This is a genomic window from Alphaproteobacteria bacterium (genome assembly GCA_016870095.1).
In the GTDB taxonomy this organism is placed as follows: Bacteria; Pseudomonadota; Alphaproteobacteria; order Paracaedibacterales; family VGCI01; genus VGCI01.
In genome coordinates this window covers 1-26,887 of the sequence record VGCI01000002.1, presented here as the reverse complement: position 1 = coordinate 26,887, position 26,887 = coordinate 1, and the positions used below count along the sequence as shown (strand labels likewise).

Below are 26,887 nucleotides of genomic sequence, written 5' to 3'. Positions count from 1 at the left end.
TACCTGGAAGAGTGTATTCTTGAATTAGGATTGAAATATTGTAATTAGTAGAGATTAAAATTAAATTATTTTGCCAATAAATAATCTGCATATTTTTTTATTATTTAGATATATAAAATTTTTGAATTTTATAACATTAATATAATGACTTGCACCATTTTAAATTTTCATATATAAAATTTTGGTAAGCTTATATTTATTCATTACTATGCAAAATACGTATAGAAAATTTAGTATTTTATTTATATTATATTTGGCAATTTTTATGATTTCTTGATGTTCCATTCAACCATAGAAATTACGGCTTAGGATTATAATGAATTTTAAAGGCGAATATGAAAAATATCTTTGGCAGAAAAGACTAGAGATAACTAGGTAGACATAACAAAACAAATATAGGTGTAAAAAAGGTAGAAAAAGAGGATGGAAAAAAGAAATTTATCTGCAAATGAGTTATCTGTCAGATGGAGTGTTACTGTCAAGACTTTAAGACAATGGCGGTGGAGTGGAAAAGGCCCACCTTTCTTTAAAATAGGGGGTCGTGCCATATATAGGCTTGAGGAAATAGAAGATTTTGAAAAGGCAAGAGAGTCAAGAGGGAAAACAAAAAACAATCATTTTACCTGTTATGATTAAATTTCTTAAAATTTAAGCCTCAACCGCGACTAATGGGTTTTCTGAATTTTTTTTTTACCCTTTAATTCAGGAGGATACTCAGCCGTACTTTGAAAGGTTCTGCTATCCTCGTAAGACTCAATATCCTCAAGCTTGTAAAAAATACCACTTTCTGTTTTAGAATATTTGGGACCGGTTCCTTTACGTCGCCACCTTGCCAAAGTACCACTTGTCAATATCCATCTTGCTGCCAATTCTTCTGGTGTAAGAAATGATGTTTTCATGTAAAATCTCCTTCGGCTATTTTATCTAAAAATTTACAGCAATTGTTATTTCGATAAGATTTATTTTTTAATTATATGCATTGTGCTTTTTGACATCTTTAATTTCTACTACAAACTTTTTCTGTTGTGAATCGTTTTTTATAAACTGAGTCTATATGTTCTTATTTCACTAAAAACCCATTCTCGATGATCGGTAAGTTTTTCCCCTACTATTAATCCTCTGCTCACGTAACTTGTGAGAATTTCATATATTCGTTTGTTGTTCTGACTTTAACTTCATATTTTTTAAAAAAAAGTTCATAGACTTTTGGATACGTTTATAGATGAATAAAGACGGTTTAAAAATAAGTATTATGTAATTAATAGACGTTTGTAGATGTTTATATAATAATATAGACTATGAATAACTATTGTTATCACGATTGACAAAACAACTTTATATTGATTCAATACGATCTGCAAAAAGAAATGCAGTAATTAAATTGGAGAGAATAATTTTATGAACCCATCATTTTTAACTCCAGATCAAGTGGCTAAACGGTGGAACGTTACCACTAAGACACTTAGCCGGTGGCGCTATACGGGTCAGGGACCTCATTATTCTAAAGTGAGCAGACATGTAACTTACTGGCTCTCCGATATTGAAGACTTTGAACTCAGGCATCGATGCCGATGCACTTCCGAATATCACACCAAACTTCCTTTAGTTTCTGATCAGACAGATAACTCACAAATTGTTCCTTCAGCAAAAAGAAAGGCTCGCAAATGATTCCACAACTCCTTATCAATGAACCCCCCCTCCAGGTTCTTCCTACACTTGCTAAAACAATTGGACTGAATGAAGCCATAGTGTTGCAACAAGTGCACTATTGGCTTAATCCTCAATTTAATAAGAATTTCTTTGAAGAACGGTACTGGGTCTACAACACCTTTACGCAATGGCACCAACAGTTTCAATTTTGGAGCAAGAAAACAATTAAGCGTACCATTGCGAACTTGGAAGAATCAGGTCTTCTGATATCCTTTGTGACGCGTGGGTTTAAGAGAACAAAATACTATACCCTTGACTATGACCTTCTCAAAAAAATTAGTCTTTCTGTATCCAACATCCAAATTTTAGATCGTGTTCTTCCAAAGAGGAACGAAGTAGTAAATGATTCAGTATATTCAGAAAAGCAGGAGACTCACTCATGGGGTCAAAATGACCCTCTCGATGAGCCCAAAATGGGTCAATCGATGAGGTCAAATTGTCTCTCTCGACAGGGTCAACTTGTCCCCAACGATGGGGTCAGAATGACCCTCTCTCATTATACAGAGAATACACAAGAGATTACTTCAGAGACTACTCTTCCTCCTCTTTCTCCTCCTTCAAGCAATTTTGTGGATGTAAAGTTCAAGGAAGAGGAAGAAGAAAAAATAAATCGTTTTCAAAATTTAAATTCCAATTCCAATTTCAACCACACCCTCAAGCAGACTCACGAGGAAATTCTGGAATTTTGGAATCAAACAGTTCAATGCAAAGTTTATTCTGGAAAGAAGGTTCATCTCACCAAGAAGCGAGGGGAGCGGTTGAAGACGCTTCTGGAAACGGTTTTCGAGGGGAATATAGATTCCTGGAGGGATTATTGCACCCTGATTGCAAACTCTCGTTACCTTGCGGGAGAGAACCCCCGAAGCTTCAAAGCTACCCTGGATTGGGCTTTAGTTCCGGACAATGCCTATAAAGTTTTGGAAGGGGTGATTTATGACCAACCTCAACCGGCTAAGATGCTTTCGGAAGTTCTACCTTGGGAGGAATTCTCAGAAGAACTTGTCAGGAAACTACCAAGCCACAAGTGTCTTCTGCCTTGGCATAAGATCTCACTCAATCTAGCCAAGCAGATCGGTCAAATTAAATACAAAGATTGGTTTTTGAAGGTATCTTTGATCGACTTGACTGAATCGAAGGCAACTTTGTCCGTAGAGGGAAGGTTCATCAAGGATTATATTGCGACCAACTTCTCATCAGAAATTTTAAAAGCGATTCAATCTGTACATCCCGAAATAAAGCATATTGATTTGAAAGTTGTTGAAACAATCAGAGGAAATCGCTGTGAACATTAAAGAACACCGGATTTATACCTTCATGTCCGAACCGCTCAGAATTGGAGGGATGACGGTGGATGAGCTTTGTTTCATCATCGTAAGCATTTTCTTATTCTTTGTACTGGAATCCCTTTCTATCAAATTATTTTTCATTATTGCGGGGTCTCTGGGTGTCTACCTCATCAAACGATTCAAGAAGTTGGTCACAGGATTTTCTTTGGTCTCATATCTTCATTGGACTCTTGGATTGAGGTTTGGCTTGCCCAGAATTTGTCCTAAATCATGGAAGAGGGTTTGGTTGCCATGAATTTCTCAACCACCCAATCAACATTAACAGGCATTTTGAAACAACGAGACTTTACTCTCTGGAGCTGTCTTGGGTTAGCTTTTACAAACATACTCTTGGTCTTAAAATTGATTAATACGGAAGAACATTGGGTTTTGATTCCGCACTATGATGTTGACCACAGATTGGAGATGACCGCGTCCAAGTACTCAGACGACTACTTTGCCGATTGGGCAAATGGAGTGGTGAACACCATCCTTTGTGTTAATCCCGATAGCATTGATTGGAAGATCCAGCAGATTCTAAAAATCACAGTTCAAAATGTCGGAACGCTAAAGGAGAAGTTGCAGGCTGAATCCAAGAAGATCAAGGCAGACGAGATCAGCACGGTCTTTTATCCTAAAAAGTTTTTAGTAAATCAGTCCGCTCAAACTATCGATGTTGCTGGGCAGCACATTGCTTATTTCGGGAGAGATTCTAATCCTGTCACCACCGAAAAGAAATTCCGCCTCGCTTGGGCGGTTCGAACTCATGGTGTCATCCTATTGAAAGATTTTGTGGAGGTTAAAGATGAATAAATGTTTGATGAGTTTTGTATTTGTGATCTTGTTTTCTTTAGATGTTTGCAATGCCCATACTCCCCTAAATTCTGCTGAGGTATTGGAGTTTCCAATCTCAAAAACGGGGATGACGCGAATCACGATTGAAAAAGATGGTATTGAGGATATCTATGCCTTTCCAACTGAATATGGAGATAATATATCTCACCATAAAAGCGGTCATATTTTTGTGGTTGCTGAAAATTTGAACAGTCCCCTCTATGTAACAGTTATCACGAAGCGCGGTGCTGTCCAGGACCTTAAACTCATTCCTAAATCCAAAAAGACGGAACCGATTCTCCTTACATTTGAGAATGCAGAATCACAGTTGCAACAGAGTCAAGAGGATGCAGGTACAATTCTTGCCAGCTTCGTTCAAGGGATTGTTCCAAAAGGGTTCTACGCCATTAGCGTCGAGGAGGTGAGTCGTGAGCATGTCGGCAAAAGCTCATTAGAAGCAATGGTCGAGAATGCTTATCAAAACGAGCATTATCGTGTCTTGGTTTTCAAAATCAAGAACGTTAGCCAAGAACAGATCATCCTAGATAATAGGGTGCTTTGGGAGGCTAGGGATTTGGCATCTGCTTTCGATCAACCCCAATTAAATCCTGAACAATCGGGGAAACTATTTGTCATTCAAAACCGTAAATAGAGTGGAGAAACATATATGAAATTATTGATATCAAAAGCGGAATTAAAGGTATGGGGTAAAGCTCTTTGTTATGTATCCTTTGGAATGCTTACTACGACGGGGTTTGCTCACGCCACCTTAGATGCACAAATCACCAAGGTAAGCGACATTGTCCTTGGCAATCTAGCATCTCTATTGATTGGTGGTGGGCTTGTGGTTGGAGGGGGATATTCCTGTTACCAGGGGGATATTCCAAAAGGTTTAGCGCAGATCGGTGTTGCCGGGGGGATTGGCATCGTCACTGCTCTCGTTAAGTCAAAAGCAATTTTTAACATATTGAACTAATACTGAAGAGGAATCCCTATGAAAGAGATATTCAAAAAATTGGAAAGGCTCAAAAGAGGCCTCTCAGAAAATCTGTACCACAAGATCGGATTATCTGGACATTCTGGCTCACAGGCATTAAATGCTTCCTCAAAGAAACTAAGGGTAAAGCAGCTACTTCTCTCTGGTGGGGGAATAACAGTGTTTCTGTTCGCAGGACTTTATCTTAGCTTCTCGGGAGATAACAATGCATCCTCTTCTAAGAGCGGAAACCCAGTTGAGAAAGTAATGAGTGCTTTAGCAACACCATTAAGTCCGGTCGATGAGCGAGAAACTTGGGTCAATAGAGTTGAAAAGAAGGCGGAAAGCCTTCGCAAAGAAACACACCAAGTTCACCAACAAAATGAAATGCTGGAAAAGCGAATAGATGTTCTTGAAGCTCTCTTCAAAGCACAACCCTCACATGAAGCGCCTATCGCCGAAACGACAAATCAGACAATTGAACAACCCCAAACTTCCCATAAGGCTCAACCAGAATTTATTACCTCGCCCCTTTCTATTGAGGCAGCAAATAATCCTCTCCCTAAAAGCCGGGGTCCAAAAATTGTCCACATTACTGGACATCGCCTCGCGGGCTCTTCTTTAAAATCGTCTGACTTATATCTGCCAGGGGGAACTTACTGTAAAGCAGTTGTGGACATGGGTGTTGCAGCTTCCACAGCGACGAACTCTCAAGGCAATCCAGAACCGATTAAATTGCGATTGGTTGATGATGGCAATCTCCCCGGCGGCTTAAAAGGTCAGGTACGAGATGCTGTGCTTATCGGTGCATGCTATGGGGATATTTCCAGTGAGCGGGCGCGTTGTCGGCTCGAAAGCTTAACCTGGAAGGATAAAAATGGCACTCAAATTGAGAAATCGATTGAGGGGTGGGTTGTTGGTGAGGATGGGTTGGCAGGCATTCGGGGCCAAGTTGTGGATCGTTCAGGGGCCGTTGCACGAGAGGCTTTTGGAGCGGCGATGCTGTCAGCGGCAGCAAACTTCTTAAAGTTTGAAGCAACTTCGGGTACATACGCATCTTCCCCTTTTGGAACTCCCTTTGGTCAAACCAATGCATTAAGCAAAGAAGATGCACTAAAAGGGGCTGCCGCTTCAGGAGCAGGTAACGCCCTAGATAAGCTAGCCGAATTCTCAATTAAACGAGCAGAACAAATGCAGCCGGTGATTATGGTGGCTAGTGGTCGCGTCGTCGATGTGCTTCTCAAGAGCGGTGTCTCTTTAACGTCCGAAAGTGATAATGACCTGAAAGTTGTCGGGGCATCTTTAAATAACATACAAGATATTTCAAACCAAGAACATCAGGAGGGTTAAATGAGTTTTGAGAAAATACCAAAAGGGCTCTCTCTATTGGGTTACTTGTTTTTGAGTGCTTGTAGCGGTTCTACTTATTCTAGTCACTTTGATTGTCCTTATGGGACAGGAGCTGGGTGCGCCTCACTTTCTAAAGTGAACAAAATGATTGATCGTCGTGAAATTGATTTAGACAAAGATGAATCAGTTTGTAGCTCTGGTACGTGCCACCTCAAAAAGAAGCAATTGCTCATTTATTATGGTCCGGATCAGATGAGCAAAGTTATTTCAATTGATGAGTCACCTGTCATTTGAGAGGAAGAGCTAATGTCGTCGAACAAAGATGATACCTTTGAAAACTTGATGAAAGAGTGGATCAACATTCCGCGTCTCAATGATCTTTTGCCTTATGAGAGTTATGAACCTCAATCTCAACTTTTTTACAATGAAGGGGCAACAGGATTTGTGTTAAGCGCCAATCCCATTGTTGGGGCAGGTCTTGAGGATCAACAGCAAATGGCTCAGTTCTTTCGAACACCTGGAAATTTGACTGAAGGTACATCAATGCAATTTCTCTTGTTTGCGAGTCCTTGCATTGGCCCTCATCTCGATTATTGGAAAGATGCCCGAAGTGAATCTTTGCGAAATGATCCCATATTCCAAAAACTGGCCTTGCGTCGCTCAGAATTTTTAAAAGCCAAAGCATACAACGATCTAGGGGGATTTTTGATCCGAGACTATCGATTGCTAATCTCCTATACCCTTCCCGGACATATCACTCAACCTTTTGAGAAAGACAGATTGTTGCGTCTTCGAAAAGAAATGAAAGCCGTCCTCGAGACTTTAGGCATTCAAGCAACAACACTTGATGCAGATGGTTTGATCCGAGAAGTCGGTACCATCCTGAACATCCATCAGGATGTCTATCCACAGTTTAGTCAATGGCAAGAGCATGATTTCTTGAAGAAGCAATTTTTTGATTTGGATAAGAACTTTAAGGCAACGGAAAACGAACTGCTGTTGAACGAGGGTCAAACCATATGCCGTAGCTATATCCCAAAGGTTTGGCCGAAACGGTGGTCTTTAGGGAATATGGATCGGATGATTGGTGATCTTTTAGAAGTACGTCAAAAGATTCCATGCCCCTTCCTCATTCACTTTGGTTTGTTTGTAGATAGCAACCAGGGAAAGATCAAAGCTAAGGCGTATGCAAAGCGCCAAACTCTCGAGAACTCTTTAAAGAAGGGGATGTCCAAGTTTATGCCAAACTTGCAGGAACAATACGATGAAAGCGTTGAAACGGTCGAAGAGCTTCAGCTTGGCGGGCAAGTTATTATTGAGTCCTTGAGTTATACGATCTTTTCAAGACCTGAAGAAATCCAAGAAAATGAGCAGCACTTACGAGCGTTATGGGGAACTTCTGGCTGGGCCTTTCAACCCACCAAATACGATCATTTATTCGTTCTCCTTTCCTCATTGCCGATGACATGGACGATTGGGACATCCAAAACAGGGTACTTCTCAAAAAAGGCTTATGGAGCTGCAACGGGCTTAGAAAAGTTATCAAAAGCCAAGAAGACTGTAACCAAAGAAGCTCAGAATCTCTTACCCGTTGTTGGGGAATGGAAGGGCCAAGCATCTCCTGGTATGCCGCTTGTGGGACGACGAGGACAGCTCTTCTTTTGGAATCCTTTTGGCAAAGCCTTTTTGCCAGGAGAAACGAATGCCCAAACTGATCATAACTATAATGTTTGTATCGCTGGGCAAAGTGGATCAGGAAAATCTGTTTTTATGAACGAACTCATGTCAACGGTCATGGGTGTCGGGGGTAAGGTTTTTGTTTTGGATTTGGGAAGAAGCTTTAAGAAGACATGCCAGATCCTCAAAGGACAGCACATCGAGTTCGATATTCGGAATCCCATAAGCTTGAATCCCTTCACTCATATTCCTGAAAGCAATAGCCCTGAAGAGATACTCCAACGAGAAGAAATGCTGGCTATGATTTGTCCAATCTTTCAAGTCATGGCGGCTCCAAAGAACGGCACAACTGATTTAGAAAATGCCTACATTGAGCAAGCCATCCGCGGGTCTTGGGAGACCTACAAATCCAAGAGCTCTGTTGATACAGTGAGAGAGTTACTGGAGAACCATGAGCAGATGGTTGCTAAAAATCTTTGTCAAACTCTATATGCATTTTCCTCTCAAGGCTCTTATGGGCACTTCTTTAATAAGGCAGCTAATACAAGCTTTAAGGAAAAGCTGGTTGTTATCGAAACTGATCATTTGCGCAATTATCCAAGCCTCATGGCCGTAGTCGTGCAAATGCTCATCATTCAAATCAATCAAGAAATGGCGAAAGGCGATCGCGTAACCCCATTCCTCATTATCATCGATGAAGCGTGGAAGCTCCTCAGTGGCAAAAACACGGGAGACTTTATATCTGAAGCGAGCCGTACCTCTCGTAAGTACAAGGGTTCGATTATTTTGGGAACGCAACATTTGACAGACTATTTCAAAGAAGAATCTCCCGGGGCTACTGAGGCGTTTAATTGTTCAGCATGGAAATGCATTCTCTATCAGGAAGGTGATGTCATCACTTCTCTGAAGCACCACGATCAGCTTCAAGGTTTTGTAGACAATGAATATAAGGAAGCGCTCCTACGATCTATCCACTCCAATCCGCCCCATTATTCAGAAGCTGCAATTTTTGGACCGGGTATTAATGGAATCGTGGGGCGTCTGCGACTCGATCCCTTTAGTCGCCTTCTTTACTCAACCAATGCCGAAGAATACCAAGCCATTGAGAGTCATATTAAACGCGGCACCTCGATCGAGGAAGCTATAGAAACTGTCATCGAAAGACAAAATAGCTCAACACAAAGGGTCGAGACCCAAAATATTGTGACCCGAGGTGTCGCGACCAATGTTGGGGAGAGCTGGGTTGAAGATTAAAAACATCCTCTTCATCGTTTCTATTCTTCCTTGCTGTGCCAAGGACTTGGGTACCATAGGGACAACCTTTGAAATTGTTGAGAAAAGTTTATTAAAAGTCATTGAAGAAAAACTCCATGATTTACAAGTTTCTGGAAAACTTGCGGAACATCAAAAAGAACTTCAGATGAGAGTCCGTCAATCTATTGATCGGCCAAGACCTGTTGAAGGTCTCCAAAAGACGACCACTTATCAGTCAAGAGATTATGACCCTTCCTTTGTTTTGGATAAAGACATCAAAGATCATGAGGGCAACTTAATTGCCATAGCTGGAACCAGATATAAACCCCTCGATTATTACTCATTTGGGAAACCACTACTTCTGATTGATGGGGATGATACTTCCCAAGTCAAATGGGCCTTATCTCAAGAGGGAAAGATCGTCCTGACACGTGGAAAACCAATGCTATTAACTAAAGAGCATAAGAGAACATTCTTCTTTGACCAAGGTGGGTTGCTAGTAAAGAAGTTTGATATTTCTAAAATTCCTGTTCGTGTATCTCAAAAAGATAAGGTTCTTTTGATCGAAGAAATTCCTATAGAAACTCTATTACAAACGAAAGGTCACTTAGATGGTGAGTGAGGGGTTAAATATAAACTTGGCGACGGTGGTTGATAGAGACGGCAACAACTGTAAGGTGGTGATCTTGAATGTCAGCGATAATACGGTAATCTCCAACTCGATAAGACCAATAACCGCTCATACGTCCTCGCAATGCTTTACCAAACTGTCTTGGGTTATTGCTTGGCAGAAGGCGCTTGTAAAGAAAACTCAAAACCCTTTTCTGTACTTCTCGATCAAGCTTTTCCAGCTGCTTTTCCGTATTGGGACGAATCTTAATCTTCCAAGTCATCTTTATCGATCTTTAGCTTCTTCATTACTTCTTCCAAAGAATAAGTCACTAAGGTTCCATTTTTCTTTTGCTCTTCATAATCAGCAATGGTAGCAAACATTTCCTCATTCTCATCCAAATATGCCTCCAAAGCTTCTTTTACATAAAAGCTCTTTGGGCGATGGGTTTTTTGAGCCAATTGACCAAGCCGTTGGTCAAGAGACTCGGGAAGGCGTACACCTAACATCATTGTATTTAACTCCTTTTAAGAATGATCCTATTCTTAAATATAGCACGTTTTACATGTTTTACAAGTGCCTTTTCCTAATTTGTGCAATGATGCAGCCAATTTGTAGCACCTGTGTAGGCCGTTTTGTCAATCCAGTGACTGATATTTGTTGGAAGTGCGTGTTTCCTTTAACTATCATGGGAATGAATGTTGTGAAGGGGAACGCGAGCCCACCTGTACCCAGTTCACCCATATGTGTCTGTAACAGACCTCCCTTAAATTTGCCGGTTCCAGGCATCCCTGTCGGATTTTGGGAACCCGTCAGAATGGTGGATGTTACCCGCACGCCCTATTGTCTGGTAAACATGGGCGGGATGCAAGTCGCTAGTTCTGGTATTAGTTATCGGGGAGATGTTGAAGAGAATACTGATGATGGCACACACCACAGCTTCTATCAGGTACATTGGTATGTTTATCCAATCATGTATTGGCTAGAAGTCTTGATGGATTTTGTCTGTCTTGAAAATACTTCCATAGACTTGGCCTATTTAACAGAGCTCGACCCCTTATGGAATGATGACGAAAAATCCTTCATTTTAAACCCAGAAGCTGTCTTGTTTGGCAATGTTCTTGCGCAAAGTTCTTGTGCAGCGGACTGTGTGGCCTCCTCTACCAGCTTGCCGCTCGATTCCTTGTTCTGGTGCTCTGGGTGTCAAGGAGGACTTTATCCTTTTACAGGAACATTGAGTGATCATTCTGGGGGTGTTCAAGCAAGTCTTCTCATTGCCGGTCGGTTTATGGCCAAACTTCATAGAGAGGGGCTTCTGTGGGGGACTTATGGGCAACAAGGTTTATGCTCAAAATACCCTATGCCGATCATTAAAAAAAGCCAGTATCGCTTTCAGATGACCTACCCCATTCCCACGGCGTCTAATTGCTATCCCTTTGGCCATACAGAAGTATTGTGGCAAGGAGGGAAGGAATTTCCCTATAAGGGATCGGATTTTGGGTATTTGGTTTGGAGGCGTCGCGATTGCTGTCTCCTTTGATTAGTTGATTTGAGGAAAGCTTATGAAAAGAAGAATTATTATAATTTTTTTGGGTACGATTCTCGGCTCTTTATGTGCTGGAAAGGAAGCTCAGGAAATTATTAGTCAAGCAGAGCAAGCATCAAAGTTTGGGTCAATTGACGCGAAAACTCTGATCCATTCCCTTAAAGATCCGACAAGAAAGATCTCTAAGATTCTCGGAGGTAAAGCTGGAAAGGCTTGTACAGGTGCGCATTCTGACCACCCATCCGGAAAATGTGGCATGAATCTTAAATCTCAAGATGTTGATAAACCTCTTGCGCAACTCTACATCTTCGTCTCATCAAGTATGCCTCAAGAATCCATCAAAGTCTTAGGTCAACAAGCTCAAAAGATAGGAGCTCACATCGTGTTTCGGGGGCTTGTTGGGGGAACTTTTTCAAAAACCCAAATTTACATGCAGGATTTAGGCATCGCTGCTGAGATTGATCCACCAAAGTTTGATGATCATAACATTACCGTCGTTCCTACATTTGTACTGGTTAACAAACAAACCATTGATCGAGTTGAGGGGCACATATCTTTAATTGAAGCGCTAGATCAATTTAGGAAAAAAGCAGAGTTAAAGACAGAAGCACAGAAACTATACCAAAATCTCCAAGGTATGTGGAATAAATCATGAAGATGCCCTTCATAATACTGGCGGTGATTCTATCAACGATTTCAATAGTTGAAGCCATGAACAAGTCCTTTGACCAAGGCAGTTCATGGGCTCAAAGTCTTCCCATCCCCAAACCTCAAAACCCTCAAGTTGTCCCAGGATATGGGGGAATAGACCTGCCTCAGTCAAAAATCAAGAGTCATGACCTTGGAAGTGAAACTCAGAAAATAATGTACGACAACGAGGCCGCCAAACTGATTAGGGACACCTCTGATTCTCGACAGCACTACGTCATCGATTCACAAAAAGATCCGTTGGTTGTATCGGCCAATCAAGCCATTGCTGACCCTCAAAAAACCCTTAGTGAACATATCACCGAAATTCCCATGGAAACCCCTGGCTCTGAGAGTCCCTCAGAAGAAATTAAAACTTGCACAGAGGGTGGTGAGGAATATCAACAAGGTTGTTTAAAACATTTAGAAATTGCCCTTAAAATCACCCCTGAATTGAGAACAAATATTGCCTATTGTCCAGGGCACGCACGAAAGGAAAGAAGTGGATGGAGTCTGCACTATAGCCATTGGACAGAATACTGCGGAGGATGTGCATCTCGGGTAGATGTTGCCCCCAAAAAAGTAGATGTTATCAGTGAAAAATGGGTTGATGGATGTACCCACCTTGAAAAGCTCGTAGAGCAAGGTCTTTGTCGTTATGTGAGTGTCACCAAAAGCCCTCAAAATGAAACACGAACCATTCAAGGCGAGCCTCTTACACGTGATCATTTTGAAGAACATTATCAATATGCGTGTTTTAAGAGTTCAACTAAATCTTGTGCAGGTTTGCGAGAAAAAGGCTGTTATCAGACTAATTCTGTTTGCCAAGAGAAGGTTGGGAACACGTGTGTTCTTTGGGAACAAACTTTCCGCTGTCCTGCCAGCAAAAGATCTATAAAGTCTTTTCAATCATCCAATAAAGAGAACCCTTTTTGTTTAAGTGTTGACTGTACAGATACCACTTATAAACCCAATCAAGATTTATTTGAAGTATTGAGTCAGATGTCGGTGCTGAAAGAAGCTCAGAATGATTTGCGGAACTTTTCTACTATCTTCAAAGGAACAGATCGGCGGTGCACACGCAATTGTTTAGATTTTCGAGATTGTTGTGGGTCTGGCAAAGGATGGGGTGTATCTCTCAAATTGTCTTCATGTGGTGCTGAAGAGAAAGAGCTGCGAGAATTACGGGATAAAAACAGATGTGTGATGGTGGGAACATATTGTGCTGAAAAGCTCGCAGGTCAATGCATTCGAAAGAAAACAACCTTTTGCTGCTACGATAGTAAACTTGCCAAAATTATTCAGGAACAAGGAAGAGCACAATTAGGACTTAGATTCGGGTATCCTCAACAACCTCAATGCCAAGGACTTACGGCTGAGCAATTGTCAAAAATGGATTTTTCTAAAGTCAATTTCTCGGACCTTTTTCAGGATATTGCAGTCAGCACAAAAGTACCGAACGTTCAAAAGATTACCCAAGGCATTCAACAATCAATGAAGGATAAAACAAGTCAAATAAACAAGTCACAAAAAATACAAGGACGTGATCATGGGGATTTTTAGATCAATTCTTTTTCTTCTGATTTTTCTTATATCACCAGTTCATTCAAACTGGTACTCAGGTGAGCAAAAAGGGTGGCTTTGGTATAAGCGCTCTCTGTCCATCATCAAGAAAGAAGAAAATGATTCTGCTATCAATAAAAATGAGCTATCAAAAAGGCTTTCTTACCCCGGAAGAATAGAGACATTGCGAAAGAACTTTGAAGAGATCCAAGCTAAGGCAATTTTGGAGCCCACCCTAGATAATGTTCAAATGATGCAGCAGGCTCAGAATGCCATTATGAATCGTGCAACAGAGTTCGAAAAAGCTTGGATGCTCGCTTCACTTCTTACTACCCAAAACTTTCGCTCATCCGATCAACCAAGCCCCCAACATCGAAAGGTTTATCAGGAGCAACTTGATCATCAACTCGATCAGAAAATAAGGACTTTGACTAAAACATATGGATTATTCTTTCTCTTTAAAGAGGACTGTCCCTACTGTCATGAATTTGCCCCCATCGTCAAAGACCTGATGAATATTTATGGTTTTGAGTGTAAGGCTATCGGGGGTCGACCGTCGACATTCGCAGAAAGAAAGGCCCTTGAGTTGTTCACTGATGCGGAAGTTGATAATGGAACCATTGCAGTCCTTAATCCGGAGGGTATCTTTCCGGCTTTGTTCTTAGTCAATCCGCAAACTCGTCAAGTGATTCCTTTGGCTCGGGGGTTGGTGAACCAGTCTCAGCTTCGAGAAAACTTAAAAGTTATCATTCGATTTTTAGAGGAGGCGCCACATGTTTCCTAAAACCATTAGCACCTTGTTCTTTTTCTTTTTGTGTTGTTTCCCAAGTCCTATCGAAGCCAGCGCTTTAGATACCTTTTTCCAAAGCTTAGGCGGCCAAGTGAATAGAACAACCCCCGGAGCGTTTCAGGATCAGGCTGCGGGTTATTATACTGGTGGTGGCTATGTATTGCGTCAAAATAATAGTGTGGTTCAACCGATCAATATCAGCCTGCCTCAGTTGGGAGCTGGGTGTAATAATCTTGATTTATACTTTGGATCATTTTCCTTTTTGCAAGGGGAACAACTATCCCAGCTTCTTCGTCAGATTGGAACGGGGGTTCCAACCTATGGCCTTCAGTTGGCTATGAAAACCATGGCCCCTCAAGTTGAAAATCTTTTGTCTCAACTTCGTAAATCTGTTCAAGACATGAATAATATGATGCTCAATTCTTGCCAAGCGAGTCAGAAGATTGTCGGTGGTCTATGGCCGAAAGGAACGGCAGCGAGTGAACAAATCTGCATGAACGAGAGGCGTAGTGGCGGTGAAGATTGGTTTGGTGCACGTCAACATTGCGGGAAACCCAACGCCATTCATTCTAACGTTCAAAATGCCCAAGTAAAATATAAAGACCTCATGCTGGGTGAATACAACCTTGTGTGGCATGTTCTCAAAAAAATGCCAGAATACGCCGAGAATAAAGAGCTGGCTTCTTTTATTATGTCTGTTACCGGAACATTGATTTCCAGACGAGAGGGTGAAACTATTCGCCTCAAGGTCATCGAACCAAAGGCTGATCAGAAGGATTTTATTGCGGCTTATCTAAAGGGAGGAACGACCTCTCAGCTCACTTGTGATGAAGATCAGAAATGCCTTGCGCCGCGTCTTACACAAATTACCATCCAAGATAACAGCGATCACCCCAACATGACAATGAAAGCGAAAGTCATCCATAAAATCTCGGAATTGCGGGTAAAATATATCTCTAAAGAATCGATCGCAGCAGAAGATATTGCGTTTCTGAATGATGCAGTCAATGTTCCCGTCTATCGTTATATCCAAGTGAGTGTGGCCGCTGGTACGCCTTTCCTCATGCAGGATGCGGCTGAATACATCGCGGCCAATGTGATTCTCACACAATTCGATCGCGTGATGAGTGAAGTCCTTGAGGCTGTTGATGCATTGCAAAAGATTCAGCTGGAAGATACGGCGATCGAGAGTTTCAAGAAAAACTTGCAAAGGTCTCGGTCTCGCGTTCAATCCTTGTTGATTGGAGCCAATGGCGGTTCCATCACCATTCTGAACCAAACCATACAAGCCATAGAGCAAGCCATTGTTGCAAAAAACAGTTAAGGAGCGTGTTACATGGAATACGTTGTTTATATCTATGGGGGCGGCAAGATTCTCTGGACCATCTTCAATGGGATCAGCTTAATCTTTGCAAGTCAGAATCCTTATTTTACATCTGTTGGTAGCTTAACAATTGGCATTGCTTTACTCTATACAGCCGTCAGGTCAGTTCCAGGTGGATCATTGCCAATATTATTTAAAGAGTGGATATTACCGACATTTCTTCTGGTCGCCTTGTTCTATGGACCTAAAGCTTCCGTCAATATTATCGACAAGGTTGACCTGAATTTTAAGTACAGCAAAATTGATAATATTCCCCTTGGCATCGCAGCGGTGGCAAGCCTCTCCAGCACAATCAGCGAATTTTTGACAGAGCATATCGAAACGGTATTCACGTCAAGCGACATGGAGCGGTTTTCCAGGGTTGGACCGATGTTCGGTGCAAAGTTGATTCAAGCGGCTCACACCTTGAGTATCCGAGATCCCCTTATCCGTGAGAACTTGAAAGATTTTACCCGACAATGTTTTGCATGGCCGTATGTATTCTCTAACCTGGAGCCCGGCAAAAAGGCGGCATTAGAAACAGAAGATATGCTCGGGTTTATTGAGGCAAATCCCCATCCACTTTTAGGGATTTATTGGCGACAACTCAATGGCCAATCTGCCTTCATGAACTGTCGAGAGTGTGCCCAAAAGGTGAGAGCAATCATTCCCATCGAAGTAGAGACGGGTTTCAAATCTCTAGCTATGAAGATGTTCGACGTGAAAGGCGATGCTGAAACCCAGACGCGCCGCTTGAAACAATATTTTGGGGATGCATGGCAATATCTTGCACGAGGATCAAGCGATGCGGCTCACATCATTCAGCAAGAGCTGATGTTGAATAGCTATCGCGGTGCTCTTCAAGACAAGCGTGATGAGCTCGGTTTAAGGCGCAATAGCGCTGAACTCGCTCATCTGAACGCAGACCGTGGCATCGCGCAGCAGGATAGCTCATTTCTCGTCAAAGCTGCTTTGGCGGGATCTCAAATTCCTATTCTTCACACCATCATCTTTACGCTCGCATTGATCTATTTTGCGGTTATGGCTCCCATGACTTTCTTACCAGGTGGAATTGGGTTGCTTGTCACATGGGTAAAGGTGATGGCATGGCTGGCTACCTGGCCAATCTTATTGGCAATCCTCAATGCCTTAGGCCATATGTTTGCAAGTCAAAGTATGGCTTCTCAAACAATTGGATACGGGCAAGGTCTTAATCTCATGACTCAGAATGGGTTGGCTGATGCTGCCTACAATGCATATTGTTTTGTGATGGGATTACAATACTCGGTTCCTTTCATTTCCTATGCGCTTCTCTGGAGTGGGGGCTATGCTTTTTCTCAATTATCTTCTTCATTCACCCAAGGCGGAGAAACCTTTGCAGGCAAAGCAGGTGCTGAAGTTGTTGATGGCAATGTGTCATTTGATGCACAAAATTTACATACACGTCATATTGCTAACTCTCAAGTTGCTCAACAGCAGTTGGGTTCTTCCTTCAATTATGGATCTCGCTTTGATGATGGGAAGATGGCCGCCCTCTATGGAACCGAAGGGCAACTAAGTTTACAAGAACATCAAACACAACTCGGTACGAATGTCTCTCAAAACGATGCTGTAAGTGCAATGTCTGGACTTCAAAGTCAGGTAGCTCTTCAATCTTCACTCAGCCACACAAAGGCAGCAGGTCAGCAGGTTCAGATGGGAATGAATCAGTTATTTTCCTTAACCAAGAGTCTTGCTGATAGCCAAGGATTTACAGAAACGTTTGGCGAGAGTGGTTCAGCAAGTGCCCAAAAATCCTTATCAAACTCCATGGATATTGCTAAGCAATTTGCCAAGGATCATAACTTATCTGAAGATAAGGCTTTTAATATATTGCTAGGTGCTAGTGGAGAAGCGGGTGTGGGGTCAGGGGGCCTATTTGGAAGAATAGCAGCAAATTTAGGCGGCCAATTCCAGGCTTCTGCAAAAGATAGTGAAGGAATGTCTCAGCATCTTAAAAGCGGTGTTGCAAAACAATTTGCCGATAACTTAAGTCATGGATTGCAATACGTTGAGGATAATAAAGGAGCCATTAGTAACACTTCATCAAGTCAGATGCTCGATCAAGTTCAAGAGCATTTTAACAAGGCTGAAAGCTTCTCAGAGCAAGCTGCTGCAAGCCTTCAAGAATCTCAAATGTGGAGCGAAACTGCCTCGCTTCAGCGACAAAAGGGAATCGCTTCCGGAAGCAACCTCAATGACTCTTCATTATCCTATATTGCAGATAAACAATTTAGTGGAGACAAGTTGGCAGCAGCAGCTTGGCAAACCCAAAATCCAACTGCTTACCAAAAGGAAATCGAAGGATTCCTTGATAACAATCAATCCGTTATGCAGCCAAAAGAGCTTTCATCAAGGGCAGATATTCAACAGCACAATACTGACTCGAGGCAAAACATAAACTCAATGCCAACAAGCAGTTCTGGCCTTGAGGAGATGCGGCAGAAGCAGAATCTCAATCAAGGAGGTTATGAGCTGGAAGCAAAATTACAGGCTCGTCGTCAAGAGACAAGACAGACCATAGATCAATACAAAGTCCCTCTTACCAATGAAGAGTTCCGTGGAGAATTTGATGCAAACGAGCAGGCATTTGAAAGTAAAAAGAGTAAAGGTCTTATAAAGAAGTCTTGGAATAAAATATGGAAATAATTATGAATTTATCCTTCATAAATCCAATTCCATCAAGAGTAGGGATTTGCCAGCTTGTTATTCGAAGCCGCATTGTACATCGGACTGTGAATAACGCTCATCGGATAAGACCATTGGTACTCTTGATTCTTACTAAGTGGTGGATAGGGATATTTAATTTTTCCAAGCAGCATCGCAATTCCAGAGGGGATGACAACGATACCAAGATATGTGAACAGAAATGCAGTGTAGTAACCCACATCTTCTACAAAAAAATAAAACGTGAGGGCCATGAAAATACTCATTGGAAATGCTATTCTGCGCAATTTAATCATGAATGCATTAAACTCATCCATTTGCTGGGGAGTCACTTGAGTCCATTGGAAATAGGCTTCAGAAGCACGCAAAGAGTCTTTATAGCCTCTATAGGTAAAGAACCACCATTCCCAAAAAAGGGTCAACATCACATGAGACAGAAGGGAAAGGAAGAGGTTTTCCGTAGCAACAAAGATGCAGAAGCTCATCAAGGCCGTAATGTAAATGCGTTTATCGCGATAAAACTTCACTTTGAACTTAGGAACTTCTTCCAACGGAGTTTCGATAGATGTATTGGCTGTATCAGTCATCTTTTCCATCCTTCCATGATTAACTTTACCACAAAATATTTAAAGCAAATGGAAATTCTTCAATCTTTTCTTCAACAAAATCATAGATGTGTGGCACTTTTAACAATCTCAAAGGAGCAAAGCTCATGATGAAAACTTTTACTCGAGGTGGTCAGGTTACCCTCCATAATCTCCATATGATTCGTCAAGTGCTGGTTGTCACGATTATCACTACAATGTTGATAGGCATATTGTTCTTTGGAACGAAGAGCTGGCTTGATTACACACCTTACGAACGCTCAGCAGCATGGGCTTATCATTGGGCAGAGTTTAAGCTAGACCTTCCTTTTGTGAAGAAAAACAAACTCACACAATTTTACACTGATCCGAATGGAACTCAAAGAATCGTTCGTTCAATCAACATCTATAAAGACCGCAGACATCAAATTCATGCCAAAAATGTGAAACAACAGATTATCGACAATGCGTGGCTTTCGCTTAGAGTGATGGTTTGGGTATTCTGCTTCATTTGTGGAATTTGGATATGGAGAGGACATTCTACAGCCCGTAAACGCATCCTATCGGGAACGGAAGTTGTTTCGGCTAAAACACTCAAGAAGTTGATAAAAAGGCGCAAAGAGACTTCGGACTTCACTTTAGGGGGTGTTCCTCTCATCAAAGATAAGGAGAAGCAGCACACGTTGATAATTGGAACGACGGGATCAGGTAAAACCAATTGCATACATGAACTTTTACAGCAGATTCGAGCCAAGAAACAGCGCGCAATCATTGTTGATATGACGGGTGGTTTTATTGAAAAGTATTATCGATCAGAGAAAGACATCATATTGAATCCCCAGGATGCACGCTCAAAACCTTGGAATACTTGGGGCGATTGTCCGAAACTTCATCACTTACGCCTGATATCATCGGTTCTCATACCTGCGGACGGCAAAGGTAATGAATCTTATTGGACGAAAGCCAGTCGGGTAGTTTTTATGGCGACGGCTGAAAAGCTGCACGCACTCCATCGGCTGACCAATAAAGACTTCTTCCGTTATGCAACCAACGGGCCCATACGTGAAATCGAATCATTTTATAAGGATAGCAATGCTGCAGCCATTATGAATGCAGATGCGGCTGAGACAGTGATGGGCGTGCGATCAAACTTGCAAGCCCATACAGAGTGTTTAACATTCTTTAAAGAAACCGAGCGCCCCTTTTCTATTCGAGAATGGGTAAAAGATGAAGAGAGTGAAGGTTGGCTGTTCTTATCCTCGCCACCCGAATTGCGTGAGGAAATTGCGCCGCTTATGTCCCTATGGACGGCCATTGCGACGGAGGCACTGATGGGTCTTCCCGATAGTCAGGAACGCCGCCTCTGGATCGTCGTTGATGAGCTTCCAGCCATCAAGAAATTGCCGAAGTTGCAAACTATGTTAGCCGAAATTCGAAAGTATGGAGGATGCGCGATTTTAGGCACCCAGGATATGAGTCAATTAGACGAGATTTATGGCCAACATATCGTCAAATCCATCGCTAACCTATGTAGTACAAAAGTGGTGTTTCGCATAGAAGGAGCAGAGATTGCCGAGCGTATGTCTAAGTGGCTAGGTACTCAAGAAGTCTCCGAAACAATGGAGAATATCTCGTATGGTGCTCACCAGATGCGAGACGGGGTCTCTCTCAACGACCAACGCAAAGAAAAGCCAACGATCCATCCTGATCGTTTGATGAAATTGCCGGACTTACAAGCCTACCTAAAGCTTCCAGGAGACTATCCAATTGCGAAGGTGAAATTCAAAATTCATAAGCTACCGAATGTAGCAAATGGATTTAAAGAAAGTATAAATTAAACTTTTCATAAAATAAATTATCGATCATTATGGAATTACGCAATTTGGCTGAGCCTTAAAAGAATTAAATATAGAGATTATTTGTGCGAAATCTCAGCAAGCTAAAGATCACGTAGAACGCGCGCATTAAGGCACTACAAGCCGATCTAGAAAAGGCGTTTAAAGTTAAGAGGCATAATGACTATTGAGGAAGTTAAGCATTACTTACTAGAACTCCCTAAGGTTTGATACATGCAAAGTTGAGCACCTCTAAAAACCGCCTGAAGGATGGAAGGATCTGTGATAAACTCGGCTCAGACTAAGTAAGAAGAAGCAAGGGTGAGTTTAGGATGAGTCATCCTGGATTTTTTGATTTATCGAATCGGTGCGAGAGTTTATCAAAGTTTGGAGATCCTCTTGAGAAAATAGAAGAAGTTGTTGATTTTGAAGTGTTTCGGGGTGAATTAGAATCTAGCCTTTGCCTAGCGCCAGATCGTTCCAAAGGAGGTCGTCCTCCTTACGATAGCGTCCTGATGATTAAGATTTTGATTTTACAGAGTCTCTATACCTTATCTGATGACCAGATTGAATTTCAAATTAAAGACCGCTTGAGTTTTATGAGATTCTTGGGGCTTCATCTATGGGATATAATTCCTGATGCCAAAACAGTTTGGCTTTATCGGGAACGATTAAAACACCAAGAGTTGGACAAGAAGCTTTTCGGGATTTTTGATCAGTTATTAAAGGACTAGGGTTCTCTTGCCATGAGTGGGCAAATTGTTGATGCCAGTATCGTATCTGCTCCTCGTCAACGCATGACTGTATCAGAAAAAGAACAAATTAAAGCTGGCAACATTCTTGAAGATTGGAAAGCTAATCCTGCCAAATTAGCCCAAAAAGATCGAGATGTGAGATAGATTGTTAAGTACAAAAAATCAAAAGGGTCAGACAATCTTGTTGATATTGCCATTCCTTTCTTTGGCTACAAGAATCATATCTCAACGGATAACCGTTATGGGTTTAATCGCAAATATCAGGTGACAGAGGCAAGCTGCTATGATGGTAAAGTTCTCAAAAAGATATTAGACAAGAATAATACAGCTCGCCTGATATGGGGTGATACAGCCTATCGTTCGGGAGAAAATGAACGATTTTTAGCAGATCAAGGATTCCGTTCTCAGCCTCATCGCAAGAAACCAAAGAACAAGCCTGTTTCGGTTTACTTACGTCAAGGGAATAAGACAAAGTCTAAGATTCGGGCTAAAGTTGAACATGTTTTTGCGGTGCAAAAAGAACAAATGGGGTTATTTATCCGAACGATCGGGTTACAACGGGCTACAGTCAAAATCACTCTTGCGAATATGGCTTATAATATGAAAAGGCTTGTTTTTTGGGAAAAACGAAGCGTCTTAGCAGGATAACTGCGCCTTGCTTGTCCTAAAAGAGACCAAACTCCTTACAAAAAAGGCTTAAAAGCCAATCAAATTAACAGCTATCAAACAATTATCATGGCTTTTTTTGCAGCGTGAGTCTTTTGATGACTTCTATCCATGAAAATATGGCTTTTTAGAGATGCTCAGTTTTTAAGTTAATATGCTGCTGAGTAAATAAAATAAGATAAACTAGGATAATTATATTAAATTTAATCCATAATTATCCCATCGCAACAACTTCTTCTCAAATGGTGTTCTTCTAGCTTTCTCCCAAAGAATGTGTTTACTATGCTTTGATATTTTGTAAGGATATATTCTTTGGATAAAGTTATGATATCCGTTATCGGCTAACAATTTAAAAAAATATTTGTATTCATGTTTCTGGAAGAATGTAATGAAAATTTTTTCAGCGTTACTTTCCGAAAGCAATTTCAGAATATGATTATCATTTCTAAATGACATCCCAAATATTAAGAGTTTTCCTTTAGAAACTTTAAGATGCTCATGAGCAGCTTTTAAAAAATTATTATTGTTAATTATTTCTTGCTTACGCTCAGAATTAACTTCAAATACTAATAATGGCTGTTCTTCCTTGGTTTTGAAAAGGTTTCGAACCGTTCTACGAAAGTCGTTATTAGTCCTGTAATACCTTATTATACCTGATTCTCTAATGAATAAATGAAACCCACCATGCAAATAAAGAAGCTTTCTAGTGCTCGAATCATTTAAGCGGCTAATAACTCTGTCTTCGGAGTTATTATAATCTAAATAGTTTCCATCAAATAATATACAATCGGTATATTTTCTGCCTTTTTTCTTAATAATTCTCGAAATTGCCAAGTATGTGAAAGGATCATAGTTAACGGTATAAACATTATGGAAGCTTGTTAGAAAATCCGATATATAATATTCCCTTATTAACATGGGCTTACTATATATATCTATCATATATTTATTAATGATGTGTTTTTTAATTATTAGCCAAGATTTCTCGAGAAATTTCTCAGGACTATTAATCTTTTGATTTCCAAGGCTTCTATAAGCTTATTGTCGATGAATTTTTTAGCGACAAACGTAAATACCTCATTAATTTTTGGATTAGGATGTGAAAGGCCTAACCCATTACCAATCAATAAATTTTGAAACACAAGGCTTTTATTGTTTATCTCTCTAACAAGTTGATAAAAATCTGCTAATTCATTAAATGATTTCATGAGTTCTCCAAACATGCATTTTGATAACTCATCTTAATCAATCATTATAAACAAATCATTAATGGGCCTCTACGTACACCAGTCCTGCTTTAAGTTTTTTATGTAAATGAGCTCTTACTTTATATTCAGATATTGTCAATTATCTATCGTTCTTAGGTAAGAAGTTTTTTTAGGCAATTACTTAAACGATCTCGAAAGTGCTATCCCTTAAGACTGGACAAGTGAGGTGTAACTTAATCGGCTAATTCAAGGTGTCCGGTTCTTGTGGGGGGCACTTCACCTTATCATGTTTTAATCAAAATATTCAGTTTAATTTCATTATTATTTATGTTAATTTATTTGACCTGAAGTGATATTTTATTAAGATTATCATGTAAGTAACCCTCAGAAATAAGGAAGGATCTTAATCACAATGAAAATATCAAGTAATGTCATATTAAGAGTGGTATTTATATGTACTATTCTTTTAGAAAATAACTTCGCAAGCGATGAAAAAGAGAAAGTTGATAAAAACTTATCATTAAACCAAAATAACATTCAACTCCATATGAATTTAAATACATTAGAAGAAAGTAATAATGGTAATAATGCTCCTAATTTGCAACTCAGAAAGAATGACCCCACTGATTTTTATGATGAAGAAGTAGAGGAACAAGAAAGGGAGAAAAGACATAGGATTATGTTAGAGGAATCAAAAGAAAGAAAAAAAAGAATAAAGTCTTTAAAAACTGAAATAAATGAAGAGGCAAAAAAGCCAGGTGAAATAGCTCCTGAATGGTGGGATGAAATATCATATACATCTAAATACCATGCGTTAACTAAAGAACTTGAGGAACTTAGAGATCAAGAAAAGGAATTATACTGGCATCTTTTAGAGATACACCCACCAATATCTGATGAAGAGGAGGAAGAAGTAGGCCCGATGTAAGGATTCGTTTGAAGGGCCGCTTGCAAAAATACATCCTTAAATTGGAAGTTTTGTAATAACGTTTTCTTACTCATATTGAGCGTCAGGAATGGAATGTTTTCAATATATTGTATGAAATTGCAAACTTTCATGACCGGAATGAAATTGAAGCAGAGTATCATCGATAGCTTATTTTTTAAGCAGGCTAAATAGTGCGACGCTTGGATTCTAGAAAGAAGTGCAACAATCTTACTTTTTGATAAAAAAGAAAAGGATTGTTGCCATGAAAAAGTATCAACAGTTGAATCAAAAGGAAAGGCTTAAGCTGGGCCGCGTCAAATTGTTTGGAGTAAAATGTTGGAAGAGGGGAGTGTTCACAAGACTGTGTTATTGAGTATAACATGAACTCAAAAAAGGAAATGACACATGAATATAACAGACACCAAAAAGCTCGATTCCGGAACAAATGATTTTGAGGACGTAGCAGCGTTCGTTATGAATTAATTTTATCGCAAGCAGCTTTTTCTTCTCTTATGGGTATTAGCATGCGTACTTTACAACAATGAGAGCAAGGTAGGCATAAATCCACAGGTCCTGCCGTATCCTTGTTAAGGATAGCTCATAAGCACGAGGACCCCAATTACACTATTTACGAATGGTCTCATAAGGAACTTTCGGGCCTTGCTCCATGAGCATTTCACTTACATCTCTTAAGCTAAACTTATAGAGATAGTGATGCCTCACAGTATATTCGATGATACTTTTAGGTTCCCGGTATCTATTATAGTTCTCTGCCATAGATAGAGCCAGCCTTTTTACAAAACGACTCTACTTCTTCTTCCAAACTTTCTCAATAAATTCAGCATATCCATAAAACTTAGGTGATAAATGGTCTACTAAGATTATTAAATTTGAAAATTAAATTTTGACTATCCTTATTCTGTTAAAAGGATTAGAATACTATGTAAATTACGAAAGGTTACAAAAATGAAAAAACCTATAAAATTTTCCCTTTTTTTTGTATTATGTGCTTTTTACATTGATGCAGTTGTATCTATTGAAAATGAATTAGAAGGCCTAGAAAAGAGGCTAGAAAATATGTCTTTCTCAGAAGTTAATGTGCCTGTAAAACGTGAGCTTTCTCATGAAGAAAGTTTGATACGGACAGTTATTGGGAAAGATTATGACAGAGAGCTAGTAATACGATTTATACGTGCGTGCCCTTCGCAAGATGTTCTTGCCCAGGCATCAAGTATTAGCGCTAGCACAATATCCAAATTAAAAAACCCCCAAATCTACGGAATGTTAGAACCTAGTGCTCGACGTTTATGGGCGTGGGTACAATCAAAGGGGATTTTTGGACTTGAACAAGAATTAGATCTTACAGAAAAAAGAATTAAATCAATGTTTAGGTCTTTAAGTTTCCTTGATCTTTCTAATAGAGCAATTGTCTTCGACAAGTTAGGTTCTGATATACGTTCAGAAAATAATCTCGGTAATTCAAGTCCGCGTATAACTAGTGAAGTTGCATCATATTTAAATCGAATGCGAGGTACATTTATATCCTTAACCCTTGAAAATAATTTGCTTTCAGATGATGGACTTCTTGTTGTTGTAAATGAATTAGCGAATCATGTTTTGCTTGAAGAAATTAACATACGCAGCAATAAAATAAGCGATAATGGTCTTAGATGTTTAATAAATTTATTTCATTTAGAACATTTAAGAAAAATAAACATTGGGAAAAACTTTGGACCCGGAGAATTAACCCTTCAATACTTACGCGAATATATCCCCCTAAAAAACCGGGATACTCTAAAAATAGTTATTAAATAATATGCGAAATATACCCTTTTTCTTTAGAATTTGGGCTTTTATCTTTTTATTACAGTCCCATATTGCTATATGTGTTGACTCTATTCCAAGTGTAACATTAGAAAATTTAGCATTAGAAGATGAGGGCTTTCTATGGAAAAGAAGTTTAATTGTTGATAAAGAATCAAGCGACCTCTCTTTTGAACAAACTCACGCAAAATTATATCACTCTTTAAGAACATTCCAAGAGCAACTCAATAAAATAAATATTGTTGAGCTCGTTCAAGGAATTATTTTAGATCCTTCTTGTCCATTTGAACTTAAAACATTTTTTATGGAATTAAATGATGATGGTCAAAAGATTGCAGATTATATGGAACAAAATTTAGATCCCACGGAAGATTTATTCAAAAATGAGAAAGTTCGTACAATTTTAAGAAGAAACTTTGAACGGTTAAAACATCGCAATGCATGCAATGCCGCATTAGAATATATTTCAGAAACAGGTGAAAGAGTTGAAATACCAATCCTAAGTGAGGATAAAAAAAAGCCAATTATATTCTTAAGTGGTATTGGTAATGAAATAATAAGAATTTTACTGTCAAGCCCCCCACAATAGGTCCAGTTTTTAATTTAGGATTTCTGTTTAATGGAGAGAGCTTATGTTTCCCTGCAACACAATAGAATCATTGATTGATCTATGTTCTTTCGGTGCTGAAGCTATCA

The 26,887-nt window shown here is 40.1% G+C and carries 26 protein-coding genes and 2 pseudogenes; 22 read left to right on the top strand and 6 right to left on the bottom strand.

The genetic code is table 11. The annotated features are described in order from the left end of the window. The first annotated feature begins 423 nt into the window (after positions 1-423). On the top strand, positions 424-636 hold the full coding sequence (locus FJX03_01630) for a helix-turn-helix domain-containing protein (protein MBM3632396.1): 213 nt from the start codon (positions 424-426) through the stop codon (positions 634-636). 107 nt (positions 637-743) lie between these two features. On the opposite strand, the pseudogene FJX03_01625 reads toward FJX03_01630, so the two are convergent. Next, a pseudogene (locus tag FJX03_01625) lies at positions 744-899 on the bottom strand (DNA-binding protein). A 499-nt stretch (positions 900-1,398) separates the two neighbouring features. On the opposite strand from FJX03_01625, the gene FJX03_01620 reads away from it, so the two are divergent. The 10 genes from FJX03_01620 to traW are packed head-to-tail and all read left to right on the top strand — an operon-like array spanning position 1,399 to position 9,748. Beyond that, complete coding sequence (locus tag FJX03_01620) at positions 1,399-1,668, top strand: helix-turn-helix domain-containing protein (protein ID MBM3632395.1); 270 nt, start codon at positions 1,399-1,401, stop codon at positions 1,666-1,668. Next, entirely contained in the window at positions 1,665-3,002 is a 1,338-nt protein-coding gene (locus tag FJX03_01615; protein ID MBM3632394.1) for a hypothetical protein, read from the top strand. Before FJX03_01620 ends, FJX03_01615 begins: the two co-directional genes overlap by 4 nt. Further along, complete coding sequence (traL, locus tag FJX03_01610) at positions 2,992-3,291, top strand: type IV conjugative transfer system protein TraL (protein ID MBM3632393.1); 300 nt, start codon at positions 2,992-2,994, stop codon at positions 3,289-3,291. Before FJX03_01615 ends, traL begins: the two co-directional genes overlap by 11 nt. After that, positions 3,288-3,848 (top strand): conjugal transfer protein TraE, encoded by a 561-nt coding sequence (locus tag FJX03_01605; GenBank protein ID MBM3632392.1) that lies wholly within the window; start codon positions 3,288-3,290, stop codon positions 3,846-3,848. Before traL ends, FJX03_01605 begins: the two co-directional genes overlap by 4 nt. Further along, complete coding sequence (locus tag FJX03_01600; GenBank protein MBM3632391.1) at positions 3,841-4,521, top strand: hypothetical protein; 681 nt, start codon at positions 3,841-3,843, stop codon at positions 4,519-4,521. Before FJX03_01605 ends, FJX03_01600 begins: the two co-directional genes overlap by 8 nt. A 15-nt stretch (positions 4,522-4,536) precedes the next feature. Beyond that, the gene (locus FJX03_01595; GenBank protein MBM3632390.1) at positions 4,537-4,845 is read left to right on the top strand and encodes a hypothetical protein; all 309 of its coding nucleotides are present in this window, start codon (positions 4,537-4,539) and stop codon (positions 4,843-4,845) included. An 18-nt stretch (positions 4,846-4,863) separates the two neighbouring features. Beyond that, entirely contained in the window at positions 4,864-6,195 is a 1,332-nt protein-coding gene (locus tag FJX03_01590; protein ID MBM3632389.1) for a hypothetical protein, read from the top strand. Continuing rightward, positions 6,196-6,489 carry a hypothetical protein gene (locus FJX03_01585; GenBank protein ID MBM3632388.1) on the top strand — a complete coding sequence of 98 codons (294 nt, stop codon included), beginning with the start codon at positions 6,196-6,198 and terminating at the stop codon, positions 6,487-6,489. It begins immediately after the preceding gene. 12 nt (positions 6,490-6,501) lie between these two features. Beyond that, positions 6,502-9,126 (top strand): type IV secretion system protein TraC, encoded by a 2,625-nt coding sequence (gene traC / locus FJX03_01580; protein ID MBM3632387.1) that lies wholly within the window; start codon positions 6,502-6,504, stop codon positions 9,124-9,126. Continuing rightward, complete coding sequence (traW, locus tag FJX03_01575; GenBank protein ID MBM3632386.1) at positions 9,098-9,748, top strand: type-F conjugative transfer system protein TraW; 651 nt, start codon at positions 9,098-9,100, stop codon at positions 9,746-9,748. The genes traC and traW overlap by 29 nt, the downstream gene beginning before the upstream one ends. 4 nt (positions 9,749-9,752) lie before the next feature. On the opposite strand, the gene FJX03_01570 is transcribed toward traW, so the two are convergent. Next, positions 9,753-10,019 carry a type II toxin-antitoxin system RelE/ParE family toxin gene (locus FJX03_01570; protein MBM3632385.1) on the bottom strand — a complete coding sequence of 89 codons (267 nt, stop codon included), beginning with the start codon at positions 10,017-10,019 and terminating at the stop codon, positions 9,753-9,755. Then, entirely contained in the window at positions 10,003-10,245 is a 243-nt protein-coding gene (locus FJX03_01565; GenBank protein MBM3632384.1) for a ribbon-helix-helix domain-containing protein, read from the bottom strand. Before FJX03_01565 ends, FJX03_01570 begins: the two co-directional genes overlap by 17 nt. Before the next feature lie 56 nt (positions 10,246-10,301). On the opposite strand from FJX03_01565, the gene FJX03_01560 reads away from it, so the two are divergent. Genes FJX03_01560 through FJX03_01535 form a run of 6 tightly spaced genes read left to right on the top strand, consistent with a single transcriptional unit; the run spans position 10,302 to position 18,373 of the window. Further along, positions 10,302-11,276, top strand: coding sequence for a conjugal transfer protein (locus FJX03_01560; protein ID MBM3632383.1), 975 nt, complete (start codon positions 10,302-10,304; stop codon positions 11,274-11,276). Between the two features lie 22 nt (positions 11,277-11,298). Continuing rightward, positions 11,299-11,937, top strand: a complete 639-nt coding sequence (trbC, locus tag FJX03_01555) for a type-F conjugative transfer system pilin assembly protein TrbC (protein ID MBM3632382.1) — start codon at positions 11,299-11,301, stop codon at positions 11,935-11,937. Continuing rightward, the gene (locus FJX03_01550) at positions 11,934-13,532 is read left to right on the top strand and encodes a conjugal transfer protein TraN (protein ID MBM3632381.1); all 1,599 of its coding nucleotides are present in this window, start codon (positions 11,934-11,936) and stop codon (positions 13,530-13,532) included. The genes trbC and FJX03_01550 overlap by 4 nt, the downstream gene beginning before the upstream one ends. Next, the gene (locus FJX03_01545; GenBank protein MBM3632380.1) at positions 13,519-14,316 is read left to right on the top strand and encodes a conjugal transfer protein TraF; all 798 of its coding nucleotides are present in this window, start codon (positions 13,519-13,521) and stop codon (positions 14,314-14,316) included. Before FJX03_01550 ends, FJX03_01545 begins: the two co-directional genes overlap by 14 nt. After that, positions 14,306-15,646: a conjugal transfer protein TraH gene (locus tag FJX03_01540; GenBank protein ID MBM3632379.1), complete on the top strand. Its 1,341-nt coding sequence runs from the start codon at positions 14,306-14,308 to the stop codon at positions 15,644-15,646. Before FJX03_01545 ends, FJX03_01540 begins: the two co-directional genes overlap by 11 nt. A gap of 12 nt (positions 15,647-15,658) precedes the next feature. Beyond that, positions 15,659-18,373 carry a conjugal transfer protein TraG gene (locus tag FJX03_01535; GenBank protein MBM3632378.1) on the top strand — a complete coding sequence of 905 codons (2,715 nt, stop codon included), beginning with the start codon at positions 15,659-15,661 and terminating at the stop codon, positions 18,371-18,373. Positions 18,374-18,405: 32 nt separating this feature from the next. Here the strand turns inward: FJX03_01535 and FJX03_01530 are convergent, their stop codons facing one another. Next, positions 18,406-18,978 (bottom strand): DUF485 domain-containing protein, encoded by a 573-nt coding sequence (locus FJX03_01530; GenBank protein MBM3632377.1) that lies wholly within the window; start codon positions 18,976-18,978, stop codon positions 18,406-18,408. Positions 18,979-19,103: 125 nt separating this feature from the next. Between FJX03_01530 and traD the strand changes: the two genes are divergently transcribed. Together traD and FJX03_01520 are read left to right on the top strand one after the other, a co-directional pair. After that, positions 19,104-20,813 (top strand): type IV conjugative transfer system coupling protein TraD, encoded by a 1,710-nt coding sequence (traD, locus tag FJX03_01525; protein MBM3632376.1) that lies wholly within the window; start codon positions 19,104-19,106, stop codon positions 20,811-20,813. 329 nt (positions 20,814-21,142) lie between these two features. Next, a pseudogene (locus FJX03_01520) lies at positions 21,143-22,213 on the top strand (IS5 family transposase). A gap of 210 nt (positions 22,214-22,423) precedes the next feature. Here FJX03_01520 and FJX03_01515 read toward each other — a convergent pair. Then, positions 22,424-23,173 (bottom strand): DUF4917 family protein, encoded by a 750-nt coding sequence (locus FJX03_01515; GenBank protein ID MBM3632375.1) that lies wholly within the window; start codon positions 23,171-23,173, stop codon positions 22,424-22,426. Between the two features lie 29 nt (positions 23,174-23,202). After that, positions 23,203-23,439: a hypothetical protein gene (locus tag FJX03_01510; protein ID MBM3632374.1), complete on the bottom strand. Its 237-nt coding sequence runs from the start codon at positions 23,437-23,439 to the stop codon at positions 23,203-23,205. Positions 23,440-23,851: 412 nt separating this feature from the next. Between FJX03_01510 and FJX03_01505 the strand changes: the two genes are divergently transcribed. The 3 genes from FJX03_01505 to FJX03_01495 all read left to right on the top strand — a co-directional run bounded on the left by FJX03_01505 (position 23,852) and on the right by FJX03_01495 (position 26,780). Further along, positions 23,852-24,367, top strand: coding sequence for a hypothetical protein (locus FJX03_01505; protein ID MBM3632373.1), 516 nt, complete (start codon positions 23,852-23,854; stop codon positions 24,365-24,367). A 966-nt stretch (positions 24,368-25,333) separates the two neighbouring features. Next, on the top strand, positions 25,334-26,182 hold the full coding sequence (locus tag FJX03_01500) for a hypothetical protein (protein MBM3632372.1): 849 nt from the start codon (positions 25,334-25,336) through the stop codon (positions 26,180-26,182). A gap of 1 nt (position 26,183) precedes the next feature. Further along, positions 26,184-26,780 carry a hypothetical protein gene (locus tag FJX03_01495; protein ID MBM3632371.1) on the top strand — a complete coding sequence of 199 codons (597 nt, stop codon included), beginning with the start codon at positions 26,184-26,186 and terminating at the stop codon, positions 26,778-26,780. Positions 26,781-26,887: the final 107 nt, after the last annotated feature.